This window comes from Pseudomonas veronii (genome assembly GCF_001439695.1).
In the GTDB taxonomy this organism is placed as follows: Bacteria; Pseudomonadota; Gammaproteobacteria; order Pseudomonadales; family Pseudomonadaceae; genus Aquipseudomonas; species Aquipseudomonas veronii.
This window is the reverse complement of the sequence record NZ_JYLL01000029.1, coordinates 48,634-69,905: the sequence shown is the minus strand read 5'-3', so window position 1 is coordinate 69,905 and position 21,272 is coordinate 48,634. Positions and strand designations below refer to the sequence as shown.

At 54.9% G+C, this 21,272-nt stretch carries 18 protein-coding genes and 2 pseudogenes; 11 read left to right on the top strand and 9 right to left on the bottom strand.

Annotated features, from left to right (window positions below):
• Positions 1 to 205 precede the first annotated feature (205 nt).
• Positions 206 to 895, top strand: coding sequence for a hypothetical protein (locus TU80_RS32800; RefSeq protein ID WP_134939402.1), 690 nt, complete (start codon positions 206 to 208; stop codon positions 893 to 895).
• A 215-nt stretch (positions 896 to 1,110) separates the two neighbouring features.
• Positions 1,111 to 1,920, top strand: a complete 810-nt coding sequence (locus tag TU80_RS32050) for an FRG domain-containing protein (RefSeq protein ID WP_082643896.1) — start codon at positions 1,111 to 1,113, stop codon at positions 1,918 to 1,920.
• Between the two features lie 508 nt (positions 1,921 to 2,428).
• Here TU80_RS32050 and TU80_RS25285 read toward each other — a convergent pair.
• Positions 2,429 to 3,112, bottom strand: coding sequence for a hypothetical protein (locus TU80_RS25285; protein WP_057005661.1), 684 nt, complete (start codon positions 3,110 to 3,112; stop codon positions 2,429 to 2,431).
• Positions 3,113 to 3,633: 521 nt separating this feature from the next.
• Entirely contained in the window at positions 3,634 to 4,194 is a 561-nt protein-coding gene (locus tag TU80_RS32795; RefSeq protein WP_134939401.1) for a hypothetical protein, read from the bottom strand.
• A 969-nt stretch (positions 4,195 to 5,163) separates the two neighbouring features.
• Between TU80_RS32795 and TU80_RS25280 the strand changes: the two genes are divergently transcribed.
• Positions 5,164 to 6,378, top strand: a complete 1,215-nt coding sequence (locus tag TU80_RS25280; RefSeq protein WP_057005660.1) for an aldose 1-epimerase family protein — start codon at positions 5,164 to 5,166, stop codon at positions 6,376 to 6,378.
• Between the two features lie 9 nt (positions 6,379 to 6,387).
• Here TU80_RS25280 and TU80_RS34135 read toward each other — a convergent pair.
• A pseudogene (locus TU80_RS34135) lies at positions 6,388 to 6,506 on the bottom strand (magnesium chelatase subunit ChlI family protein); the annotation flags it as partial.
• A gap of 159 nt (positions 6,507 to 6,665) precedes the next feature.
• On the opposite strand from TU80_RS34135, the gene TU80_RS25275 reads away from it, so the two are divergent.
• From TU80_RS25275 to TU80_RS25265, 3 genes are all read left to right on the top strand, one after another.
• Positions 6,666 to 6,980 (top strand): hypothetical protein, encoded by a 315-nt coding sequence (locus TU80_RS25275; protein ID WP_057005659.1) that lies wholly within the window; start codon positions 6,666 to 6,668, stop codon positions 6,978 to 6,980.
• A 506-nt stretch (positions 6,981 to 7,486) separates the two neighbouring features.
• Positions 7,487 to 7,903, top strand: coding sequence for a hypothetical protein (locus TU80_RS25270; protein ID WP_057005658.1), 417 nt, complete (start codon positions 7,487 to 7,489; stop codon positions 7,901 to 7,903).
• A 15-nt stretch (positions 7,904 to 7,918) separates the two neighbouring features.
• Entirely contained in the window at positions 7,919 to 8,407 is a 489-nt protein-coding gene (locus tag TU80_RS25265) for a hypothetical protein (RefSeq protein WP_017844471.1), read from the top strand.
• Between the two features lie 150 nt (positions 8,408 to 8,557).
• Here TU80_RS25265 and TU80_RS25260 read toward each other — a convergent pair whose 3' ends face one another.
• Both TU80_RS25260 and TU80_RS25250 read right to left on the bottom strand, forming a co-directional pair.
• Positions 8,558 to 9,499 carry a DHH family phosphoesterase gene (locus TU80_RS25260; RefSeq protein WP_046384788.1) on the bottom strand — a complete coding sequence of 314 codons (942 nt, stop codon included), beginning with the start codon at positions 9,497 to 9,499 and terminating at the stop codon, positions 8,558 to 8,560.
• A 419-nt stretch (positions 9,500 to 9,918) separates the two neighbouring features.
• Complete coding sequence (locus TU80_RS25250) at positions 9,919 to 10,920, bottom strand: zinc-dependent alcohol dehydrogenase family protein (RefSeq protein WP_057005656.1); 1,002 nt, start codon at positions 10,918 to 10,920, stop codon at positions 9,919 to 9,921.
• A 109-nt stretch (positions 10,921 to 11,029) separates the two neighbouring features.
• Here TU80_RS25250 and TU80_RS25245 point away from each other — a divergent pair, with 109 nt between their 5' ends.
• Positions 11,030 to 11,908 carry a LysR family transcriptional regulator gene (locus TU80_RS25245; protein ID WP_057005655.1) on the top strand — a complete coding sequence of 293 codons (879 nt, stop codon included), beginning with the start codon at positions 11,030 to 11,032 and terminating at the stop codon, positions 11,906 to 11,908.
• Between the two features lie 64 nt (positions 11,909 to 11,972).
• Here the strand turns inward: TU80_RS25245 and TU80_RS25240 are convergent, their stop codons facing one another.
• Positions 11,973 to 12,797: an AraC family transcriptional regulator gene (locus TU80_RS25240; protein ID WP_046487441.1), complete on the bottom strand. Its 825-nt coding sequence runs from the start codon at positions 12,795 to 12,797 to the stop codon at positions 11,973 to 11,975.
• 129 nt (positions 12,798 to 12,926) lie between these two features.
• Between TU80_RS25240 and TU80_RS25235 the strand changes: the two genes are divergently transcribed.
• The 4 genes and pseudogenes from TU80_RS25235 (at position 12,927) to TU80_RS34065 (ending at position 17,010) form a co-directional block, all read left to right on the top strand.
• Positions 12,927 to 13,445, top strand: a complete 519-nt coding sequence (locus TU80_RS25235; protein ID WP_057005654.1) for a carboxymuconolactone decarboxylase family protein — start codon at positions 12,927 to 12,929, stop codon at positions 13,443 to 13,445.
• Positions 13,446 to 13,751: 306 nt separating this feature from the next.
• A complete protein-coding gene (locus TU80_RS25230; RefSeq protein WP_057005653.1) occupies positions 13,752 to 14,906 on the top strand; it encodes a Fic family protein in 1,155 nt (384 codons plus the stop codon).
• 229 nt (positions 14,907 to 15,135) lie between these two features.
• Positions 15,136 to 16,152 (top strand): annotated as a pseudogene (locus tag TU80_RS34070) (HAMP domain-containing protein); the annotation flags it as partial.
• A 63-nt stretch (positions 16,153 to 16,215) separates the two neighbouring features.
• Positions 16,216 to 17,010, top strand: a complete 795-nt coding sequence (locus TU80_RS34065; RefSeq protein ID WP_390896568.1) for a methyl-accepting chemotaxis protein — start codon at positions 16,216 to 16,218, stop codon at positions 17,008 to 17,010.
• Positions 17,011 to 17,114: 104 nt separating this feature from the next.
• On the opposite strand, the gene TU80_RS25220 is transcribed toward TU80_RS34065, so the two are convergent.
• The 3 genes from TU80_RS25220 to TU80_RS25210 form a co-directional block, all read right to left on the bottom strand.
• Positions 17,115 to 18,467 carry an OprD family porin gene (locus tag TU80_RS25220; protein ID WP_046384795.1) on the bottom strand — a complete coding sequence of 451 codons (1,353 nt, stop codon included), beginning with the start codon at positions 18,465 to 18,467 and terminating at the stop codon, positions 17,115 to 17,117.
• A 352-nt stretch (positions 18,468 to 18,819) separates the two neighbouring features.
• Positions 18,820 to 20,151: an ABC transporter substrate-binding protein gene (locus TU80_RS25215; protein WP_057005651.1), complete on the bottom strand. Its 1,332-nt coding sequence runs from the start codon at positions 20,149 to 20,151 to the stop codon at positions 18,820 to 18,822.
• A gap of 48 nt (positions 20,152 to 20,199) precedes the next feature.
• Positions 20,200 to 21,267 (bottom strand): branched-chain amino acid ABC transporter permease, encoded by a 1,068-nt coding sequence (locus TU80_RS25210; protein WP_057005650.1) that lies wholly within the window; start codon positions 21,265 to 21,267, stop codon positions 20,200 to 20,202.
• Between the last annotated feature and the right edge of the window lie 5 nt (positions 21,268 to 21,272).

Genomic DNA, 21,272 nt, shown 5'->3' with positions numbered 1-21,272 from the left:
AGAAAAGCCCGCTTTGCGGGCTTTTGTCGTACGCGAGATAAGAGTGTTAATTACTTGTTCCGCGATAGCACATACGCTTCATCGCCGTTTCGGATATTCTGAATGAATAAAATTATTGTCCTGGATACGCACCTTTGTTGGTCCCTTTTTGTTATAAAAATAGATTCCCCCGCCCACTCCCCCTACACTAATAGAGGCAGCTACAATGACCGAAAACACAAACAGCGACAAATTTGCTCGAGTCATGGCAATAGTATCTTTAGCTGTTGCTATATGCGCGATCCTTGTGGCCTATCTTCAACAAAACTCCGCCCTTGATGAGCAGAAACGACAATTTCAAATATTACAAAAAGAAGATTTGACCGTTCGGCTAAACCCGTCCGTTGACGGCACGATCCGTATAGCTTCTCATAACTTAGGATCTCTCGGACGTGTCGTACAGATTCCTTGGGAGGTCAGCCTCTCAAACACTGGAAACCAAAAACTTTCTTTAATGCAATACTCGATTAGTACTGGCCCATCACCAGACTTTACCTCATACAGTGGAATCGATGGTGGAATAATGACCATCGATCAAAAAACTGTCAAACTCCCATTGGTATTAGAGCCAGGTGAAAGCCGTTCACTTGTTATGTATGTGGGTGTCTTGGTTACACCTAAGGTATACGACGCAATATCTATTAAAAGCGACTCTAACATTCAGACTAATAGTTCCTTAAAGCTCTCGCTGGCGAAACAGGGCATGGATCTCTATGGAAATACAGTGGATTATCAAGAGTTCCCCGGCGGCGGGTATATGATGACCATCGACAATGAGAATCGGAAATCGCCAACATTCTGGTGCAAAGTAATCACGGGGCGCGGAAACGTTTTCCTAGCTTCAGCAGCGGAATAAAGATTGGGGAAGTGACTGTAAATCCAAAAAGACCCGAAGTCGAGGAGTCTAGAGTTGTTGCAGAATTGGCAATAGTGTTCTACGTTTGAATGGTGATGGAAACCACTCAAGCCGATCAAAAAACTAACCATGAGCAAGGATCGTTATCAGACACAAGTGACAAAAAAATTACGCCAAATGTGTTGTCTAATTATAGTTTTGAGTAAATAAAAATCATGGAAATTATAACTCTCAAGAGCTGGGATGAGTACGACAATGCTGTCTCACGAAAACATTATAGAAAATGGATTTACCGTGGCCAAATAGATGCATCTTGGAAGTTGGAAAGCTCGTTACATCGCGCATTTGAAGAGGCCCAAACAATTCATAAGGCATATGCAAGAACAGAAAAGCGCATGAATAGGTTGGAGCATGAGCGAGTAATGATCGATCGTTTTATGTGCAACGCACATATTTATCTATCATCGCTACCCAAAGAAGCTGATCGTCTAAGTTGGTTATCGTTAATGCAGCATCATGGGGCACCCACTAGGCTTCTTGACTTTACGTTCTCTCCCTATATTGCATTGTTTTTTGCTCTTGAGGCAGGTGAAGGTAGTGCTGCAGTTTATTGCGTAAATCATCACGCTATAAAAAATGATGATGACGAATACTTTGGTAAAAATCGCCTTGAAATTTACTCAAGAGTTCTCGAAGGTGAAAATGCATCTGATGATCCGTGTCTTTTTGCCTTTGAGCCAACATTTTCTAATCATCGCCTGCTTTCTCAGCAAGGGTTGTTTGTGGCTACAAACACATTGAAGCATTCGCATGAAGAAATAGTTAAAGATTACCAGATAGGCAACCCTGATATCGTCAAGTACATTATCCCAAAAAAACTACGCTACAGCGGCCTAAAAAAGCTAAACCAGATGAATATCAATGCAGCAAACATTTATCCAGGCCTTGATGGGTTCTGCAAGACAATGCGTAGGCAGCCGTTATTTGGTTTAGAGTGGCAGCGAAGAGTCGGGAATGAATCATAATAAACGGTTCAAACCGTTCGCATTATTCACTGTGCGGGTAGAAGTCTCTATTATGGGCCAGCCTCACTCGGACGCTAAGAAATGGCTTTAGCTCGCAGACCCGGGGGGCCGTAAAGGGTCGAAAGATCCAGCCGAGTGAATGCTTTTGGCTGGAAGCTACCGCTCTCCTCAAACGTCCGCTTTTGGCCGAAAGCGGACCTTGGTGGTCAGATTATTGGATGCGGTTTAGGGCTGATTTAGGGCAGATCAGAGGCCGCACGAGGCCGCTAAGCACCAAAGCACTCGGCTTAGTTACCCGTACTTTATGGCCTGTAGCGGTCTGAAGTGATCCTAGAAGGGGTTCGAATCCCTATCCAGTAATTGGTTTCCAATGTTCGTATTCAACCTAAAGCCGTCGGCCCTAATGTCGAAACTGGCGAATTATTCGATCGCCGCCGGCACGGTTGCAAGGTACTGAAATTCCGCAGCGGTTAGCCGGCGTTCCTGCCGGGTGACAGGTCCCGTCACGTCAAACCCTTCGCCAGTTATTCCGATGAACCTCGCGGCACCGATGCACAACTTTTTCTACCAGCGAATTTCGTGGGGTGGCGTGGATCCAACCATCCTCAAAAGCTGGGAGCGGCCCATCGGTCTCCAGTACCGCATTCAGTTCCAACGAAAGCAAGATCAGCGTTTTGAATGCATTAGGCACTTGGAGTTTTTCAAACTTTTCCCTCTGGGCATCCATCGTATCAATATGCACATGCGTACGGTCCCACTCTTTGGATTTGTGATGGACCAGGGCGTTGCGTGCCCTGACTAGGCTTTTCAGCCCATTGATGGCCGGGCCGTCTTCATGCAGTGACCGACCACAGACTAGACGTGGGATGACGAGCCATTTACCCACCACATCTAGCTTATCCAGATAGGTTTTTGCCAAGCGTTCTCCAAGTTGAATGGTGGCAAATTCAAATGCCGCAGCTTCGAGGGCCATGGCGGAGAAGACGATGGTTTTTATTCCTGCCACAGTTTTTCTGGTTTTCTGTCCGTCATAGGCTGTCGCATCACTAGGCCATTGAGGCCTGGGAACTGAATTGTCCATCTCGAACAAAAAACAGCTGAAGGCTTCCTCAGCAATTTCGCAGTAGGTGTCCACCATGGTATCGACGAGTACCCAGCTATCACGAACTGCGAGTGGTTTAGTCGTGTTCATTCGAGCCTCGTAAATAATGGTGATAACGTATTTTATCGCTAATAGATGGTGCCTTAGCCATGGCTGAGTTCAGGTTCGCTTTTGACTGAGTACTGCCTGTCAGAGGGATTGGATTGCCCATCGTTAGGATTACTTGCGGGACCTTGAGTCCGGGGGAAGGATCAGGCGAGGGTGGGGCAAAAATGGGGCAAACCGTACGCCAATCCATGCCATTCAACGCCAATCATGCGTTTGTGCATGCAGTAATGATATGCGTTGAGCCTCAATAAACACATGGAGTTGGGGCTTGACGACCGAGATACTCCAGCACAATCGGGGTATGGACAGCTCGGCGCTGTGACCGGGGCTTTCGGCCAGAAACAACCATTCGAAGTTACTAACCTGGACACATCGGCAGCGCTCTCGATAGGGATCGAGCGCCTGCGGTTGTGACGAACACAAAGCTGGCTAGATCCTTGAGTTCGTTGCAAGCGCAAATCATAAATCAACGATACATTGATTAAACTACAGCTCCCCTATTACTACTGTTTATAATATCTTACTGCTGCGAGAAACTTCTTAAAGCGTTCCTGCACTTTATCAAAAGATTCACCTTCCCGTACCGCTGCACAATACACAACCCTTGCTAACCTACCAACGCCCCTTCTGCCATAAAATAGCGAACAAAATGCCCCCTCGTTGCCGTTGATTGGGGCCCATGACAGCCGCCACATCCCCATCATTCGATCAGGATTATCTGCATAAAAAGTAGGAAGGTCATAAATATTTTGCTTGTCGAGCCAAAAGATCACTTTTATGTTCTCAACTTCTTGTGAAGTTAATGTAATTGGTAGGCTTGGCTCTGCAGCAGATAGCCAGGCAAAAATGGATAGATCACTCGACTTCGCATACCCGGCAATATCTGCATGTTCAAATTTTAAAATGCTTACTTTTTCAGGAAAGCAGAGAGTGACTACGTCTGAACTTACGTCATCAAATGTACCACCATACTGACAGGCATCTTCTGCCTGGACTGTTATGCATCCCAGCAGTAGGGATACTACCAAGACCGCACGGAAAGCATATGCATGAAATTTTTTCACCACTGATTCTCCCTATCCAACTCCACCCTGTCTAGTATAAAAACTACATACTTGGTTTTTGACTCATTCGATTGTCGCAAACTCTCCATAATCCTTGCTACACCTAAGGCGGCAATTTTTTAGACTTATGAAGAAACTTATTAAAAAGGTCGTTTTCGTGTGAGAATCTGCTTGGCAGGCTAAAAATGGTGCCCAATTGGACACCACTTATCCAAATGCCGAGATAAACAATTTGCGAGCACCAGGCTCTATCCTCTAGGCGCTTGGACATGAGCTCGTATAACACCAAGGGACACTTAGTGCATTGTGGTTTTTCTTGCGAAGAAGCATCGTTGGATTTTTTCGCCAATCTTCAGATGCATTCCATATTGGTCGATCTTGTTCGGGAACACAAACGTCATCGAAAATAATAGACGATACTTCACCTAAACCAACACTGGCATCTAGCGTCGAAGTTTTCGTCGTGCCATCTGGGTACTCAATTTCAAACGTGACCTTTTTTACGATTCCTCTTTTCATACTATCTCCGTTTCTACCACATAGAAAAAGGCGGACAATGCTGGGGTTCACCACAGCCTAAAAGAGTTACCTAACTAATATAATTAGGCGACATACCAGATAGCGAACGTTTGTGGTTGGATGCCTCTTACGTTCCTGTAACGTCTAGCTTAGCTGGGGGCGCGACAAATGCCACTACACCCTAGGAATACCCGACACGCGCTGCCTCCGTTAGATTCTGTTATAGAATCGGGAACCCTTGTAATGGGTTCACTGCCCCCTATGAAACTTCATCGGATGTCCGCTTTTGGCCGATCGCTGCCTTTCGCGAAGAGCAACTTAGGGTCGATTTTAGCCGGTCACAGAAGGCAGAAATGGGCTATCAGCGACATTACCGTGTCGATCTTTTAGCTTGCTGAAACGTTTCATCACGTTTATAAAAATGGCACAACTCCAAGAAAGGCTGCCGCCATGACCCCGCTCAAACTTTTTGTTGCCATCAGCGCACTGTCCGCTGCCTCCCACGCCATGGCCTGGGATTACGTTCTGCTCGACACTGACAAAGCCGCCCAGAGCTGGCAGATCACCAGTCAGCAACTCGGAATAAAAACCGACAAACCCTTCAGCGTTACCTTGCGCACCTTGCACGGCGGTCGGCAGGAGGGCGTCAGCATCGTCGACATCGATAACGGCACGATGAAACTCTCGGTAGTGCCGACTCGCGGAATGAACGTCTTGCAGGCCTCGGTTGGCAATGTACGCATGGGCTGGGATTCGCCGGTCAAGGAAGTGGTCAATCCGTCTTTCATCGAACTCAATGGCCGCGGTGGTCTGGGCTGGTTGGAAGGTTTCAATGAGCTGGTCACCCGCTGCGGATACGAATGGGTCGGCCACCCCGGCGTCGACAACGGCGAACTGCTGACCCTGCACGGTCGGGCCGCCAACATTCCTGCGAATAAAGTCACGCTGCATATCGATGAAAAACCACCGTACGCCATCACCCTGCGCGGCGAGCTGAAAGAGCAGGCGTTCAAGAAGGTCGACTTCTCGGTCGCGACCGAACTGGTCACCGAACCCGGCAGCGTCGTGTTCGCCCTCAACGACACCCTGACCAACAACGGCGACTATCCGAAGGAATACCAGGCGCTGTATCACAGCAACTTCAGCACCCCGTTCCTGGAGCAGGGCGCTCGTTTCGCCGCGCCGGTGAAACAGGTGTCGCCGTTCAACGACAAGGCCAAGGACGATCTCCCCGACTGGCAAACCTACCGCGCACCGACCAGGGACTACGACGAAACGGTGTACAACGTGGTGCCGTATGCCGATGCCAAGGGCGATACGTTGACCGTGTTGCATAACAAGGCCGGCAGCCTGGGCGTTTCGGTCGGCTTCAATACCCAGACACTGCCCGTGTTTTCCCTGTGGAAAAACACCGACACCCAAGGCCAGGGCTATGTCACGGGGCTGGAGCCGGGGACAAGTTTTTCCTACAACCGCCGTTATCAGCGGCCACTGAATCTGGTACCGACAATTGGGCCCAAGGAACACAAGCAGTTCCGCATCAGCTATAGCTTGTTGGCGGATAAGGCGGCGGTGGATAGAGCCTTGAAGCAGGTTAGCGAGATTCAGGATGGGCGGGAGACTGAGGTGCGGCAGACGCCGTTGGTTGATCTTACCAAGGGGTGACACGGGCAGGAGCATTGTCGGCCGATATTGCAGCCCCTCGGCCATATGTTCGCGTCTGAGCCCGTCGGCTTGTTCAAGGTCCACCAGCCAGCGCGCGACCTTGAGCGGCGATGGGCTGCTCGCAACGATTCGGTCACTGTCTGCGGTTGGCCGATTTCTGCCCGTCACGAACGGCAGAAGTCGGCCAGAAGGAGTCACTGGACACCTCTGCCGTCAGTCGCTAGCCTCAGCCGTCACTGACATTCAGGTGTCTCACATACAGCCAACAGTCAGGAGACGGCACACCTATGGCCTACGAAATCCATATTGTCAGATCGATGGAAATAGCTCTTGAAGAATGGCAATTACTTTGCGCAAGTGATCCATCACTGAAGCTAGAAAACGAGTTGGCTCGCAGAAATCCCGTCACCGGTGAAACCATTGTTTCCAGCGGGAAAAATTCAGCAACTTGGACGTCTCCACTAACACAGCAACAGTATCTCTTTGACTATCGCAGGGGGATGATTTCCTTCGTCTACAGTGATGCGGCAATCATAAAGGCCAAGGAAATTGCGAAAGCACTCGCAGCCAGCGTTGAAGGCGATGAAGGCGAGGCATATTGAAAATATGCTTGATGACGGATGTTCTCTAGCTTCCTATCAGCGAATTTCACCTGCTAGCTGCTGACAGGCCGCTAGGGGCCGATTTCTGCCTGTCGCGACCGACAGAAGTTAGCCATCAATCGCCAGTGACTGACCCAGAACCTAGACAGCCATGCACTGACCCGCCGAGGAGCGGGCGCAAGGTCATCGCCAGCCGTTTCGGCATTGAGGTTGCCATGCCTGCAATCTCGAGAACCTTGTATTCCGCGGTTTCGCCAAGCCGTCCCAAGGCGATTTGAGGCTCCTGTCGCGGCAGTTATTTCGAATGGCTCTACTGCTAATAGCGTAATGGCAAGTTGCCTTTATTTGCTTTGTCTATCCTCCCACTCGCCTGACCGAGATGCTTTGCCAAGGTCCTCGCGACCACAAGGCTCAAGGTGGTTCGGCACCACGCCTGCAGGTAAGCGTGTGGGGTCGACATAGGGCACGCCCGACGCTTGCGTCGAAACCTTACAAGGAGTTCTCTCATGGCAATTCCTACCACCAGTTGTGACGTCCAGGTGCAAATCTGGGTCGATGAAAATGCAGTGACCAATGGCTCCACCGCTGGGGTCTATCTGGTCGATAACCGTATCTCTGCTGGCACCACCCACGAAGGCACCGCCAACCTGAATACTGCTGCGTCCAAAGGCAGCAATGTCTGCTGGCAAGTGTTCCTGATCAATCCCAAGTCGACCTCGCAGGTCTCCATTGCCGCCTTCGGTAACTCGAGCGCCTGGGGCTTCAGTGGCCAGCCGCAAACCGCTTCGGATAACGCGAGCGCGTACACCGGCACCGTGCAGAACGCAGGTACTGCGTCCTACCCGGTATCCCTCAACGTACAGGTGGCGGGCGGCTCCGGTATCACCGTGAAGCTCAACCCCAGCGTGACTGTCTCTGCCTAAGGAAGGAGCACGACAATGAGTGGCCAAAAAAGTACTGCCCAGGTGTGGACGGCTGATTCGCAGGTGCTTGCCGGCATCGCCAATCCGCAAACCGCAATCACCATTGCCATCGATACCGCATATGTACTCGGCACTGGTGGCGGGAACATTTCCACCGGTGTGTACATGTTCGACAATCGTCTGAGCAATGACAGCAGCGGCGAAGGAACGCTGGAACTGCGCACCCACTGCAACATCGGGGACTACCTCGGCTTCGAGGTGGTTCCGATCGATCCGAACGCTGGCGACACGGTGTCCATCACCGGCTTCCAAATTTCCCAGGGCAGTGTGTTCGGCAGCGATGGCTACCCGATGCAAGTCGGTGCCGCGGGTAACTATTGGGTGGGCCTGGCTCGCAACGCATCGTCTCAGACCACCTACCAGATCCAGGTCAAGGTGACCTCTGGAGGGCTTCGGCCATCGACACGTTTCATCCAATGGGACCCCTACATTGGTACGAACTGATTAGCTGAACCCGCGGAAGGAGCGTGGCTCCTTCCGTCCCCTACCCCTAATAGCCCCTAGTTCCCAGACACCTTTGAATGACGTCTTTTGGCGGTGGATTCAAGCAGTTACGACAGGCAGAAAACAGCCAGAAACAGCCCTTCGACGTGGCTACAAAACCAGAGGGGGTTTACTCATAACCGAGATGCGCTCCAAGCCCAACTTCAACAGTTCCTTACGTAGCAGCGCGCGCTCAAGCACAGCCATTCCGGCATGCCATTCGATCGACAGCAATTGGCTCAACTTTTGTTGACTGACCAAGGGCTCAGCCAGAAAGTAGCTTCTGCACTCGCGGATGCTGATGACGTTCAACAGCCAGTCGCCCCCCTGCGCCGCCAACCAGTGACCGATCGTTGAACGATGCGTTCGGATCAGCGCACTGGCATCCCACACCGCCATCTGCGCAAAAACCTGCGGCAGGTTGCTATCGGCTTTCAGCCGCTTCATATCCACCGCCAATGCGCCAATCAGGTCCGACTCGATAGTGGCTTGGCACTCGGCGAAATACCGCTCAGGCCAGTCCGCTTCCAGTTTCGCCCGCTGTGCGAGGACTTCGTAAGCCCGAATATCCGATTGGGTGGTCAACTGCCCGGTGAAATTCAGGGTGTTGTCCAGAATCGCCGTGGCCAACAACACAGCACTCTTTTTGCTGATCAGCGGCAACAGCTCTGCCGACTCCCAACGCTGAAAAATCAGAGTCGCCGCTGCGCCGATCGGCAGGATGTCCGCCGCAGATCCGAGCTTCTGCGCCCAATAGTTTTCAAAGCCTGGGTGATGGTCAATGACCTCCACCACCTGTTCAAGCACCACCGCCGGGTCGAAATGTTGGTAGTCGGAGACATCCACCAACACGAACTCATCACCCGCCCTCGGCAGATAATCGTCCAGAGAGGATTGCCATCCAAGCACGGTCTTGGAGATGCTGGCATTGAGCGGGGCGCTACTGACGGCCCGAGCATCAACGCCCTGGAGATTCAACAGCTCGGCGTACGCAATGCAACAAGCATACGCGTCGATGTCCAGGTAGGCCGAGCCTGAGGTCACCACCTTCATGACACGTGAGCTGCCGAGACAGTCGAAGGCCGCTTCAGCGCTTGGGCGATCCCCTCCAGAAACCGCTCATACGCCAATTGACACGGTTCTTCGTCGATGAAAATGCGCAGCGTGGCCGCGGCTGTTTGCGACAGAATCTTCGTCAATACACTGGATGGGATTTTGCACCCACCCCCACCACTCTCAGACTTATCCATGCGCTGACAAAACATCGACATTAAAATCAATTTTCCATATTTAAAACAGTGTATTAGCGCACTGAAACACTCGGTTGCGTCCTATTTTCCGGCGACCAAACTCGCATGGGTTCATTGCAAGAACATGACAAAATAAAGGCATTTTGAAGACCGGCGAATGTGAGTGCGTAATGCGGTATGAACCATTCACGGAGGGCTGCACACCGTTGAAGTCGTTGGGGACTATTCGCTCACCAAATCGATTACCGTCTTGCCCTTGCCGCGACCTTCCGCGACCTGGCGAAACGCTTCGTTGACTTCATTCAGTCCAAATGGCTGCTGATCTATCCGGATCGTCAGTTGCCCGGCATTTGCCAGCGCGGCGGCCTCGCGCAGGATAGCCCCGTGGTTTTCGCGCCCCTTGCCTGTGAGCAACGGCGTCAGAGTAAATACGCCCGAGTAGGTTGCGCTTTTAAACGACAGCGGCGCGAGGCTGTGCTGCCCCCAACCCAGGCAGCTCAGTACGTGCCCGGTATAAGGCTTCACTGCCTTGAACGCCGCATCCAGGGTGCTGCCTCCCACCGTGTCGTAGACGACGTCGAAACCTTCCCCCGCCGTATGCTGCTCGACATAGTCATCTACGCGCTGCGCACGGTAGTCAATAGCCGTTGCACCCAGTGAGCGAATGAAGTCGAGACTCGCCGCCGAACCGGTGGCATAGACTTCGGCACCGCGAGCCTTTGCCAGTTGCACAGCCACTTGGCCGACCCCGCCTGCGCCGCCATGAATCAGCACACGTTGACCTGCACGGACATTGGCGCGATCCACCAACCCTTCCCACGCAGTAATGAATACCAAAGGCAATGCGGCCGCCTCACGCATGTCGAGTCTGTGCGGCTTTAACGCGATCAGACGTGCATCCACGGCAATGTACTCGGCCATAGTGCCCTGGGCGCCGCCGATCCCGCCGGCCATACCGAAGACTTCCTGGCCAGGGGTGAAGCCTTCAACCGCCTCGCCCAGTCCGATGACCGTTCCGGCCAGGTCCAGGCCGAGTACTGCCGGCAGCGCCTGACGGGCGTGGGCGCCTGCGCCGATCGCGATCTTGGTATCGAGAGGATTGACCCCCGCGGCGTGAACCCTGATCAGGACCTGCCCTTTACCTGGAACAGGGCGAGCGATGTGGCGGACGGTCAGAGGGACCTGGGCAGATTCGGCGATAGCGGCAAGCATGGTGTGATTCATGACGCAAACCCTATGATTGAATGGACGCTTACAGGTTGCCGCGCTTTCATTGTTCCGATAAGAAACTGAATTTGCATATGACTTATTCCACAAAGAGGCCTAATTGCCGATGGACCTGTTCGACAACATGCACATCTTTGTACGCGTCGTGGAGCGCGGGTCGTTTTCTGCGGTAGCTCGAGAGCTGAACATGGGGCAGCCGGCAGTGAGCAAGCAAGTCCGCGCACTGGAACAGTATCTGGGCGGGCCATTGTTCGCCCGCAGCACCCGGCACCTGGCCCTGACCGACCAAGGGCAACGCTTCTACAGCCACTGCCAAGAAATTCTCGGCCACCTCGAAACCGCCACGCTTAGCTTTGCCTGCGGCCAGGAGCAGATCGCAGGTCCCCTGAGAGTAACGGCACCGGTCAGTTACGGGAGGTTGTGCATAGCGCCGCTGGTAGGGACTTTTCTGCAGCGCTATCCCGAGGTCCGGATTGACCTGCGGCTGAGCGATTACAATGAAGACCTGCTCAAGGAAAACATCGACCTTGCGATCCGGATCGGGACGGTCAAGAGCGAGGGATTGGTGGCAATGTCTCTGGGTACCAGCACGCGGCGGGTCTATGCCGCGCCCGCTTATCTGGACCTACACGGTCTGCCACGCGAGCCCGATGACCTGACAAGCCACAACTGCATCGGTTTCACGTTGCTGGAGCACTATGACACCTGGCACTTCAAGCACGGTGCAGGAGAGTTCGATGTGGCTATCAAAGGCAACGTCACCAGCAACAGCAGCGATGCCATCCGTGAAATGGTCCTCTGCGGCCTGGGCATTTCTCTTTCTCCAGAATGGCTGTTCGCAGCTGACGTCGAACAAGGCAACGTTCGTAGTGTGCTCAACGATTATCAGAACACCGCGCTGCCTGTAAGCGCCGTGTTCAGTCGTGAGCGGCGACATTCAGCGCGGACGATGGCGTTCATCGATTTTCTCCGGGCACACCTGTGAGGGTCTCCACACTGAGCCCAGGACCATGATCATTCCTGCGATTGCTCCACCAATCGGTTAGACATCATCCCTTAGTGTGCTGGAGCCATTCCTTCGGGCTTGCACCAACTTTGCGCCGAAAAGTACGGGCTAACGCAGACGGACTTTCATAGCCAACCTCATCGGCAATCAACGCGATGGGGCGCCCTTCACGCAGGCGTTTCTGCGTCAAGCTGATTCGCCAGTTCGCCAGATAATCTGCCGGGGTACTACCCACCGTCTCGCGAAAGTGCGCAGCAAAGCTGGCGCGTGACATACCTGAACGATCCGCCAATTGCGCCACGGACCAATTGCGCTGTGGTTCGTTGTGGATGCCTACGAGCGCGCGGGACAGCTGAGCATTAGCCAATCCGGCCATCATCCCTGACGCAATGCTACGACTGGCGATGAGGTGGCGAAGCAGTTGAATCACCATCAGCTCGAACAGACGATTGAGGATGACATCACGGCCACACTCGTCGCCGAAGGCTTCTTCAAATAGCCAGTCGAGGGTGCCACTCAGCCCCTGCAATTCACGAAGTGGCTTGATGATGAAGTCCGGTAAAGCCAGAGTCAGGGGATTATTCGCCCCGCCATCAAATTGCAAGGTTGCACAGACCAACTCCGCTTCATCTGCTTCGATCGCCAGCAACTGATGCTCCTGCGGGCGCACCGCCAGAATCAGGCTGGGCTCCGTCAACTCAATGAGCTGGCCGCGCTTGTCCCTTAGGGCCAGGCGTCCCGAACGCAGTAAATGTGCGTGTCCGAAACTGCCCTGCCCATAGAGGTTGGTTGTTCCGCAAAAACCACCCTGGTGAAACGTGGACGCATGCAGATTGAAGTGTTTAAGCAGTGTCGATAATCGGTCCATAGCTCGCTCAAATTTAGACGATCTGTTGCATAAGTTCGACGATCTGAATCCGAAAGGAAAGTCTGCCTCCCTAATATTGACACCAGGCTTGATCGACAAGCCGGCTAATCAATCTACTGGAGAATTACCATGACTCGTATCGCGGCTCTCTCGCTGGACCAAGCCCCTGCTGGCTCGCGCGCTGCTCTTGAAGGTATCCAAAAAGGTCTTGGGTTTATTCCCAACGTATTTAAAACCCTGGCTCACTCCCCGGCCGCATTGAGTGGTTACCAGAGCCTCGCTCAGGCCTTGGGTAAAACCTCACTGAGTGCCGTTGAGCGTGAGGTCGTTGCCCTCGCTGCGTCAGAGGTCAACGGTTGCGACTACTGCGTGGCCGCACATGCATTCTTTGGTGCCAAGGCTGGCTTGAGCGATGAGGCCGTTGGCAAAGCACGCATGGGCACACTCAGCGCGGTCGCGGCTCTGGCGCATCAAATCACCGAAAGCCGCGGACAATTGAGTGATGCCCAGATCACCGCAGCGCACAACGCCGGTCTTACCGATAGCAAGATCGTGGAGGTGGTGGCACAGATCACGCTGTTAACCCTGACCAACTATTTGAACAACATCGCCGCTACCGATATCGACTTCCCGCCATCGTCAAACTAACGGCTATTTCCGTAGCAGTTTCCAGCACCTGCAATACCAAGGTCAGCCCTTGCTGCTGACCTTGAAGGCCTGGCGGCGATTCATGACGCTCAAAGGCCCCATCAGTCAGACCTGCCGAAAGCACATCCTCGCCATGCCCTCCGCTAACCATCGAGATTTCTCACTTAATCATTGCTCATTTTTGAGTTAGCTTAAGCCTGAATTCAAGATAATGTTTAGCGCACTCTAAGCAAACACCCTTAATTACGGCAGCTTCCCTGATTTTTTTCAAGATAACCTTTCGGCCGGCTTGAGATATCTTTCCATATGCCTACATTTATCCATCACGACCTTGAGCTTCTCAATCCGTCCTTTGACTCGGACCTTGTCGATGTACTGAGCGAACTGGAGCATCTGCGTCGCCTAAGGCTTGAAGGTGATACGCCGCCGCAGGTGTTCTACCAACTCAAATCGCTTTTCCATGCACTGGAAAGCCTCGGTTCTGCCCGCATAGAAGGCAACCACACAACGTTGGCGGACTATATAGACAGCAAGGTCGAAGGTAAGGCCCAGGACACGGACCCGTTGCGCGAGGTGGCCAATATTGAAAAGGCGATGGACTACATTGAGCGGATCATGGCGCCCGGCGCAGCGCTGACCGAGCAGATGATTCGAGAGCTGCACGCGATGACCGTCGACGATCTGGTGCGTGAGGGCGACAAAACGCCCGGAGCCTATCGCAGTGGAGGGGCCAGAATATCTCAGTCTGATCACCAGCCTCCTGACTTCATCCACGTTCAAGCGTATATGCAGGAACTTGTCGCATTCGTGAATCACGAAGCTCCCCCGAAATACGACCTCATGAAGGTTGCGCTCGCTCACCATAGATTTGGATGGATACATCCATTCGGCAATGGCAATGGCCGCGTGGTCAGGCTGCTAACCTACGCACTCCTGATCAAGTATGGTTTCAACGTCAACGCCGGCGGCCGTGTCCTGAATCCTACGGCCGTATTCTGCAACGATCGTGAGCGCTATTACGCAATGCTTGCCACCGCCGACAAAGGAACAAAGGACGGACTGGAGGCGTGGTGTACCTACGTGCTGGAAGGGGTTCGTGAGGAGCTGGAGAAAGTCGATCGCCTCACAGACTACGCATACCTGACCAAACGCATACTCGTGCCTGCCGTGGCCTTCGCACGCGAACGCAAATGGATCACGGAGACAGAGGAAGCGGTGCTGTTGGCCGCAATAAAACTGAAGGTCGTAAAATCGGCAGATGTAGCAGCCGTAATCCCACAGCAGTCTAGCAATCAACGGACTTACCTGATCAAAAAGCTGGTGGACCAACGGATGCTTCTACCGCTGAACGCCGGCGCGAGGCAGTACACGATCGGTTTTTCCAACAACTATCTCATTCGAGGTGTAATCAAGTCCCTCAGGGAGCAAGGCTTCATACCTGAGCCGCTGGAAAGCCCCTGAGCATCGATTAAAAACCGAATGAGCGGAAATCCCCCGCCGCTGTGCAGCAGTCTATGACGCCCCTCAAGAAGCCCGCCTCCTGCGGGCTTTGTCGTTTCTGGCGGTCGCTCCTTGCCCCCTTTACCTTCCTCCGTCGCAGTAAACAGACTCTTCGCATCTCAAGGTTTACCAGGCTCCAGCCGATACGCTTCCACAGTCCCCGCAAAAGACCTAGCGAACTCAATACGCCATGAATAAAAGCCTTCGTTTCAGTCATAAAATTCTTTTGGCCGTGTCGCTGATAGTGATGCTCGCCTTCACCCTGTTCACGCTATACAACGACTATCTACAGCGCAATGCCACCCGCACCAGCCTGGAAAACTATTTGGCTGAAATGGGTGAGTCGACCTCCACCAATATTCGCAACCTGCTGGAGGGGCGGATCAATCTGGTGACGAACCTGGCGCAGAACATTGCCAGGGAGCCTGCCAACGCCGAGACGCTGATGGATGAAAGCGTCCTGACCTCAAGTTTTCTCACCGACTACCTAGGCAAGGTCGACGGCAGCTTCAGTATTCGTCCGAACACCAAGATGCCCGATGGCTATGACCCGCGCTCCCGGGCTTGGTACAAGGACGGTATGAACGCCAGCGGCGCCATGCTGACTGAGCCTTATATCGATATGGCCACCAACAAGATGGTCATTGGTGTCATCAGCAAGGTTTCCAGCAACATCGGTGTGGTCGGCGGCGATCTGGCGCTGGATGGCCTGGTGGAAATCATCAACTCGTTGAACTTTGGCGGCATGGGCTATGCCTTCCTGGTCAACGATCAGGGCAAGATCCTGGTCCATCCGGACAAAGCGCTGGTGATGAAGTCGCTTTCGGATTTGTACCCTACACACACACCGAAACTTTCCGGCGAGCTGACCGAGGTCCAGTTCAACGGGCAAGCCCGCTTGCTGACCTTCGCACCGATCAAAGGTCTACCTTCGGCCAACTGGTACATCGGCCTGTCTATTGATAAAGACAAGGCTTACGCAACGCTGAGCAAGTTTCGCTATTCGGCGGTGATTGCCACCATCGTTGCGGTGGTCATCATCATCGTCCTGCTGAGTCTGCTGATCCGCGTATTGCTCCAACCGCTGCACGCGATGACCCGCGCAATGGAGGACATTGCCCAAGGCGAAGGTGACCTCACCAAACGCCTGGTCATCCACACGCATGACGAGTTCGGCATGCTGGGCAATGCGTTCAACCGTTTTGTCGAACGTATTCACACCTCGATCCGAGAGGTCTCGTCGGCGACCGAGCACGTCAACGAAGTGGCAATGCGCGTGGTCAGCGCCTCCAACTCATCCATGCTCAACTCCGACGAACAGGCTAGCCGAACCAACAGTGTGGCCGCCGCCATCAACGAACTGGGGGCCGCGGCTCAGGAAATAGCCCGTAATGCGGCTGAGGCCTCGCACCAGGCCAGCGACGCGCGCGGGATGGCCGAGCAGGGTCAGCAAGTGGTGGAGCGCAACATCGGTGCAATGAATCAGCTGTCGGAAATGCTCAGCGCCTCGAGTACGAATATCGAGTCGCTGAACAGCAAAACGGTGAATATCGGGCAGATCCTCGAAGTGATCACCAGCATCTCCCAGCAAACCAACCTGCTGGCGCTCAACGCGGCCATCGAAGCCGCCCGGGCGGGTGACGCCGGGCGTGGGTTTGCCGTGGTGGCCGATGAAGTGCGCAACCTGGCGCACCGCACCCAGGAGTCGGCGCAACAGGTGCAAACGATGATCGAGGAGCTGCAAGTCGGCGCCCGGGATTCGGTCAGCACCATGGGCGAAAGCCAGCGCCACAGCCTCGACAGCGTAGAGATCGCCAACCAGGTCGGCGAACGCTTGAGCAGCGTGACCCAGCGCATCGGCGAGATCGATGGGATGAACCAGTCGGTCGCCACCGCCACCGAGGAGCAGACCTCGGTGGTGGAGTCGATCAACATGGACATCACCGAGATCAACACGCTCAATCAGGAAGGCGTGGAAAACCTGCAATCGACCCTACGCGCCTGCGCCGACCTGGAACAGCAGGCGGCACGCTTGAAGCATCTGGTGGGCAGTTTCCGTATCTGACCGGTTCCAGGCACCGATCCATAGACGTCCACGGCCGCCTATGAATCCCCAAGAAGCCCGCCTCGCGCGGGCTTTTTGTTGCTGCCATGCCACCGATGGCGCGGTTACAGCATGCGCAAATCCAGCGGGTATTCGACGATGACCCGCAGCTCGTCAACGTTGGCGTCGTAGTTACCGAAATCGCCTCCCACCCGGTGCGTCGCTTGCAGTACTTGGAGCTTCAGGTCCTTTGCCGGGCCGCTCTGAACGATGTAGCTCGCCCAGAAATCACGCTCCCAGTGCTTGCCGTCACTGACGCTGTTGAACGCCGTGTAGCCGCCCGTTGCCCGCGTGCCGTCAATGTTGTCACCGCGCAGGTAACGGCCCGTGAGGCTCAGCCCCGGCAGCCCCAACCCGGCGAAGTCATAGGTATAGCTGGCCTGCCAGGAGCGTTCGTTGGGGTTGTTGAAGTCTGACCATTGGGAAGCGTTGTCGAGTTCCAGGTCGTAGGTGTTCCACACATAGTCGAACGGCGAGTCACCGCGCACTTGCTCGTAGGCCAGCAGAAAACGGTTGAATCCGACATTCAGCCCCAGGTGCGTGCTCCAGCTGTCGTTATCGATCTTACCCAGCAGGGCGTCGCCACTGTCGCGGGTGCGGTAGTAATTGAGCCCCGTATCCCAAGTGATGGTGGGGGTCAGCCGTTGCTTGAAGTCGACCCGGGCGAAGGACTGGTTCCAGACGTTATCCAGGCGGCTGGTGTGCAGTTTGAAACTCCAGTTGTCGTTGAAGCGATAATCCGCACCGATGTACTGCACATTATCCGCCCCGGTCAAGCGACCACCGTAGACCGTGCCCAGGTCACCGCTATGGTTGACGCCGCTGCGATCGCTGGACGCCGTCAGTTTGCCGCCCTCGATCTTCAAGCCGGCGATGGAGGTGTTGTCGAAGATCAGACCGGTCAGGGTTTGCGGCAACAGGCGGATATCACCGGCATGGAGTACCGGGCTGGTCGGGGACACATCGCCGTATTTGACCACCGTATCGAACGCCCGCACCTTGACCGCGCCACCGGCCTTGCCCCACTCATCCTTGGGCTCGCCGTTGTTGTCGCCTTTGCGCGGAATCAACCCCGGCCCGCCGACACCGTTGCCCACCACGCCATCACCGCCGTCGAGCTTGACCCCGAACTGCCCGTAAGCATCGACCCCGAACCCTACGGGGCCCTGGGTAAAGCCGGATTCGAAGCGCCCGATGACCGAATGGGCCCATTCCGCCCGGCGGCTCTGGCGCGCCCCCGTGTGAGGGTTGGTTGCACTGCTGCCATTACGGAAATCCTGACTGAAATAGAAGTCCCGGTTGAGAATGTTCAAATGGCTATCTTCAATAAATCCATTTTCATTTTTATCACTGGCGGCCCATGAATAACCGGGCGCGGTAACGGCAAAAAACGCAGACAAAGCAGCTACTTTACGCATGTTGTTCTCTTCAAACTGTCAAGGAGGGAGGGCGGCAAAAAATGCTGATCCTGCCTTAACATTCCGAAAATCATGCCAATACAATAAATACTTATATTTCAATTAGTTAAATAAAGTTATCCACTATTTATCGCATGTATTAATCCGCACTTTGCGCGTCCGCTGTTGCACTGCAAACACTTGGCACAAGTTGAACTTGTGCTGTCGCCTATACAAAAAAAAAAGGAAAGGCTTGTGGCCTTTCCTTTGTGTTACGCCGCGCAAGGCGAGGATCGACTGTTCGTAGAAAACAACGACCCGCTCGCCCCCTCGACAAGGGAGGGTTGGCTTGCAGACTCTGGCTTAACGGACCTTATTGCTCCTGGCTGCAATTGCGCGGGCTGATGCCTTTTTCCTTGGCGTACTGGGCCGCGGAAGCCTCGATGATCGGCCGCAGCAACGCACGGTCGGCCTGGACCCAGTCGCTGATCAGGTTCCAGCGCTGGCCGTCCCATTGCTGAAAGCGCACCGCGCCGCCGCCTTCATGATCGGCGCACGACAACTTCAACGGTTGCACCAGGCCCTTGGCGCCCAATGCCTGCAACCGCGCATCGTCGAGGTTCAGGTGTTCGAAGCCCCAACGCACCTGCTCGCCGGTCAACGGCTTGGCGCCGTATTTGGCCTGCGCAAGGCGCACGGCTTCGACGTTGAGAATGCCGTTCACCACACCGAGGTTGTAGTACACCGTACCGAAACGCTTCGGATCGGCCAGGTTGCCCTTGCCGGCGTCCACCACGCTTTGCTTGATGCCCTGCAGCACCGGGAAATCCGTCCCGGAAGGGTGCGTGGTGATGGAAATGAAGCCCTTGGCGGCCGCGCCTGCCGGCACCACGTCCTCTTCCGAGTTGCTCCAGATGTTGCCGATGATGTGATCCACCGGGTAACCGACCTTTTGCGCCGACTTCAGCGCCACCGGATTCATCACCCCCCAACCGCGCAGGATCACCCAGTCCGGCTTGAGGCGACGGATATTGAGCCACTGCGATTGCTGCTCGTTGCCGGGGTGCGGCACTTCCAGCAGGGTCAGTTCGAAACCGGCGTTTTTCGCTAGGGTTTCCAAGACGCCATTGGTTTCCTTGCCATACGGCGAGCCGTGGTACAGCACGGCGATTTTCTTGTCTTTGAGTTTGTCCGCCCCACCTTCGCGCGTGCCGATGTAGTTGATGATTGCCGAGACTTCCGAATACGGGTTGAGCTGCAGCGGGAACACGTAAGGGAACACGCTACCGTCGGTGGAATCGGTACGGCCGTGGTTGATGGTGATCAGCGGCAATTTGTCGGCCGTCGAACGGTCCAGCGTCGCGTAGGCGATGCCCACCGACAGCGGGTTGGTCGCGGCGGCTGGCGCGCCGTTGAGGCCGCCTTTGAGGCGCTCGTAACATTCGACGCCCTTCTCCACCACGTACTCGGTTTCGCACTCGCTCCAGGTCAGCTTGACGCCGTTCACCCCACCCTTTGCGTTGATGTATTGCAGGTAGTCGATAAACCCGCCGAAGAAGCCGGTGCCACCGGCGGCGTAGGGGCCGACCCGATAGCTCTGCAAGGGGAAGTACTGTTCGTTGTCGGCGTGAGCGCCGGCACTGAGCCCGGCGGTGATCAAGGCCAGGCCCAATAGCAGGCGGCGCAGCGGTGTGCGGTGAGTCATGAAGGCAGTTCCTCGTGAACGAAGGATGGGGGTCAGGGATGAGAACAATCAGTAACGCAGCGGCCAGATCCGCGCCCGTTGGCGAAAGCGTTGCCACAGTCGGGCCAGGCCCTCGGGTTCCTTGATCAGAAAAGCGATGATCAACGCGCCAAAGAGCATTTTCTGCAGGTTTTCCAACTGGCCGGAATCGATCAGCCCACCGGGCAACAGCCCGAAGAGGTTGGCCAGCAGAATCGGGAACAGCACGATGAAAGCGGCGCCCAGGACATTGCCGAGCACACTGCCCAGGCCGCCGATAATGATGATGAAGAGCACTTGAAACGAGCGGCTGAGATCGAAGCCGTGGGGCTCCACCGTGCCCAGGTAGGCAAACGCCCACAGCGAACCGGCAACCCCCAGGTAGAAGCCACTGATGGCAAACGCCAGCAGCTTGGCCTTGAACAGGCGGATGCCGATCACAGAGGCTGCGGTGTCCATGTCGCGCACGGCCATCCAGTTGCGGCCCAACTCGCTGCGCACCAGGTTTTTGCCCAGCCAGAACAGCACCACGACCACCGCCAGGGTCAGCAGATAACGCCCACGGGGCGAACTGAAATCCAGCCCCGCGATCAGCAGCGGTGGCGAGGTGATGACCCCGGAGGCGTTGTCGTTGGTAAACCAACTGAACCGGGTCAGTACCCACTCCACCACAAACTGCGCGGCCAGGGTCGCCACCAGCAGGTAAAAGCCCTTGATCCGCAGGCTCGGCAAACCGAAGAGCACAGCCACCAGCGCAGCAATCACTCCGCCCAGCGCGAAACTCACCAGCAACGGCAAACCCGGCACGCGCAATTGCAGGTTGTAGGCCGCGAACGCACCCACCGCCATGAACGCCGCCGACCCGAGGGACAACTGCCCGGCATAACCGGTCAACAGGTTCAGCCCCAGCCCCGCCAGGGACAGCACCAGCAGCGGCAGCAGAATCGCGCTGAACCAATAGTCATTGCCCAGCCAGGGCACCGCAATGAAGGCAAACCCCAACAGCAGCCACAAGCCCACGCGGTCCTGGCGCAAGCGGAACGTGCGCCGTTCCATCGCATAAGAGGTGCTCAGTTGACCGGCTTCTCGATAAAGCATGGAGG

What these genes read in the sequence shown, in the direction of transcription:
- TU80_RS32800 (WP_134939402.1), top strand. Translation starts at nt 206, where the DNA reads ATGACCGAAAACACAAACAGCGACAAATTTGCTCGAGTCATGGCAATA.
- TU80_RS32050 (WP_082643896.1), top strand. Translation starts at nt 1,111, where the DNA reads ATGGAAATTATAACTCTCAAGAGCTGGGATGAGTACGACAATGCTGTC.
- TU80_RS25285 (WP_057005661.1), bottom strand. Translation starts at nt 3,112, where the DNA reads ATGAACACGACTAAACCACTCGCAGTTCGTGATAGCTGGGTACTCGTC.
- TU80_RS25280 (WP_057005660.1), top strand. Translation starts at nt 5,164, where the DNA reads ATGACCCCGCTCAAACTTTTTGTTGCCATCAGCGCACTGTCCGCTGCC.
- TU80_RS25275 (WP_057005659.1), top strand. Translation starts at nt 6,666, where the DNA reads ATGGCCTACGAAATCCATATTGTCAGATCGATGGAAATAGCTCTTGAA.
- TU80_RS25270 (WP_057005658.1), top strand. Translation starts at nt 7,487, where the DNA reads ATGGCAATTCCTACCACCAGTTGTGACGTCCAGGTGCAAATCTGGGTC.
- TU80_RS25265 (WP_017844471.1), top strand. Translation starts at nt 7,919, where the DNA reads ATGAGTGGCCAAAAAAGTACTGCCCAGGTGTGGACGGCTGATTCGCAG.
- TU80_RS25260 (WP_046384788.1), bottom strand. Translation starts at nt 9,499, where the DNA reads ATGAAGGTGGTGACCTCAGGCTCGGCCTACCTGGACATCGACGCGTAT.
- TU80_RS25250 (WP_057005656.1), bottom strand. Translation starts at nt 10,920, where the DNA reads ATGAATCACACCATGCTTGCCGCTATCGCCGAATCTGCCCAGGTCCCT.
- TU80_RS25245 (WP_057005655.1), top strand. Translation starts at nt 11,030, where the DNA reads ATGGACCTGTTCGACAACATGCACATCTTTGTACGCGTCGTGGAGCGC.
- TU80_RS25240 (WP_046487441.1), bottom strand. Translation starts at nt 12,797, where the DNA reads ATGGACCGATTATCGACACTGCTTAAACACTTCAATCTGCATGCGTCC.
- TU80_RS25235 (WP_057005654.1), top strand. Translation starts at nt 12,927, where the DNA reads ATGACTCGTATCGCGGCTCTCTCGCTGGACCAAGCCCCTGCTGGCTCG.
- TU80_RS25230 (WP_057005653.1), top strand. Translation starts at nt 13,752, where the DNA reads ATGCCTACATTTATCCATCACGACCTTGAGCTTCTCAATCCGTCCTTT.
- TU80_RS34065 (WP_390896568.1), top strand. Translation starts at nt 16,216, where the DNA reads ATGCGCGTGGTCAGCGCCTCCAACTCATCCATGCTCAACTCCGACGAA.
- TU80_RS25220 (WP_046384795.1), bottom strand. Translation starts at nt 18,467, where the DNA reads ATGCGTAAAGTAGCTGCTTTGTCTGCGTTTTTTGCCGTTACCGCGCCC.
- TU80_RS25215 (WP_057005651.1), bottom strand. Translation starts at nt 20,151, where the DNA reads ATGACTCACCGCACACCGCTGCGCCGCCTGCTATTGGGCCTGGCCTTG.
- TU80_RS25210 (WP_057005650.1), bottom strand. Translation starts at nt 21,267, where the DNA reads ATGCTTTATCGAGAAGCCGGTCAACTGAGCACCTCTTATGCGATGGAA.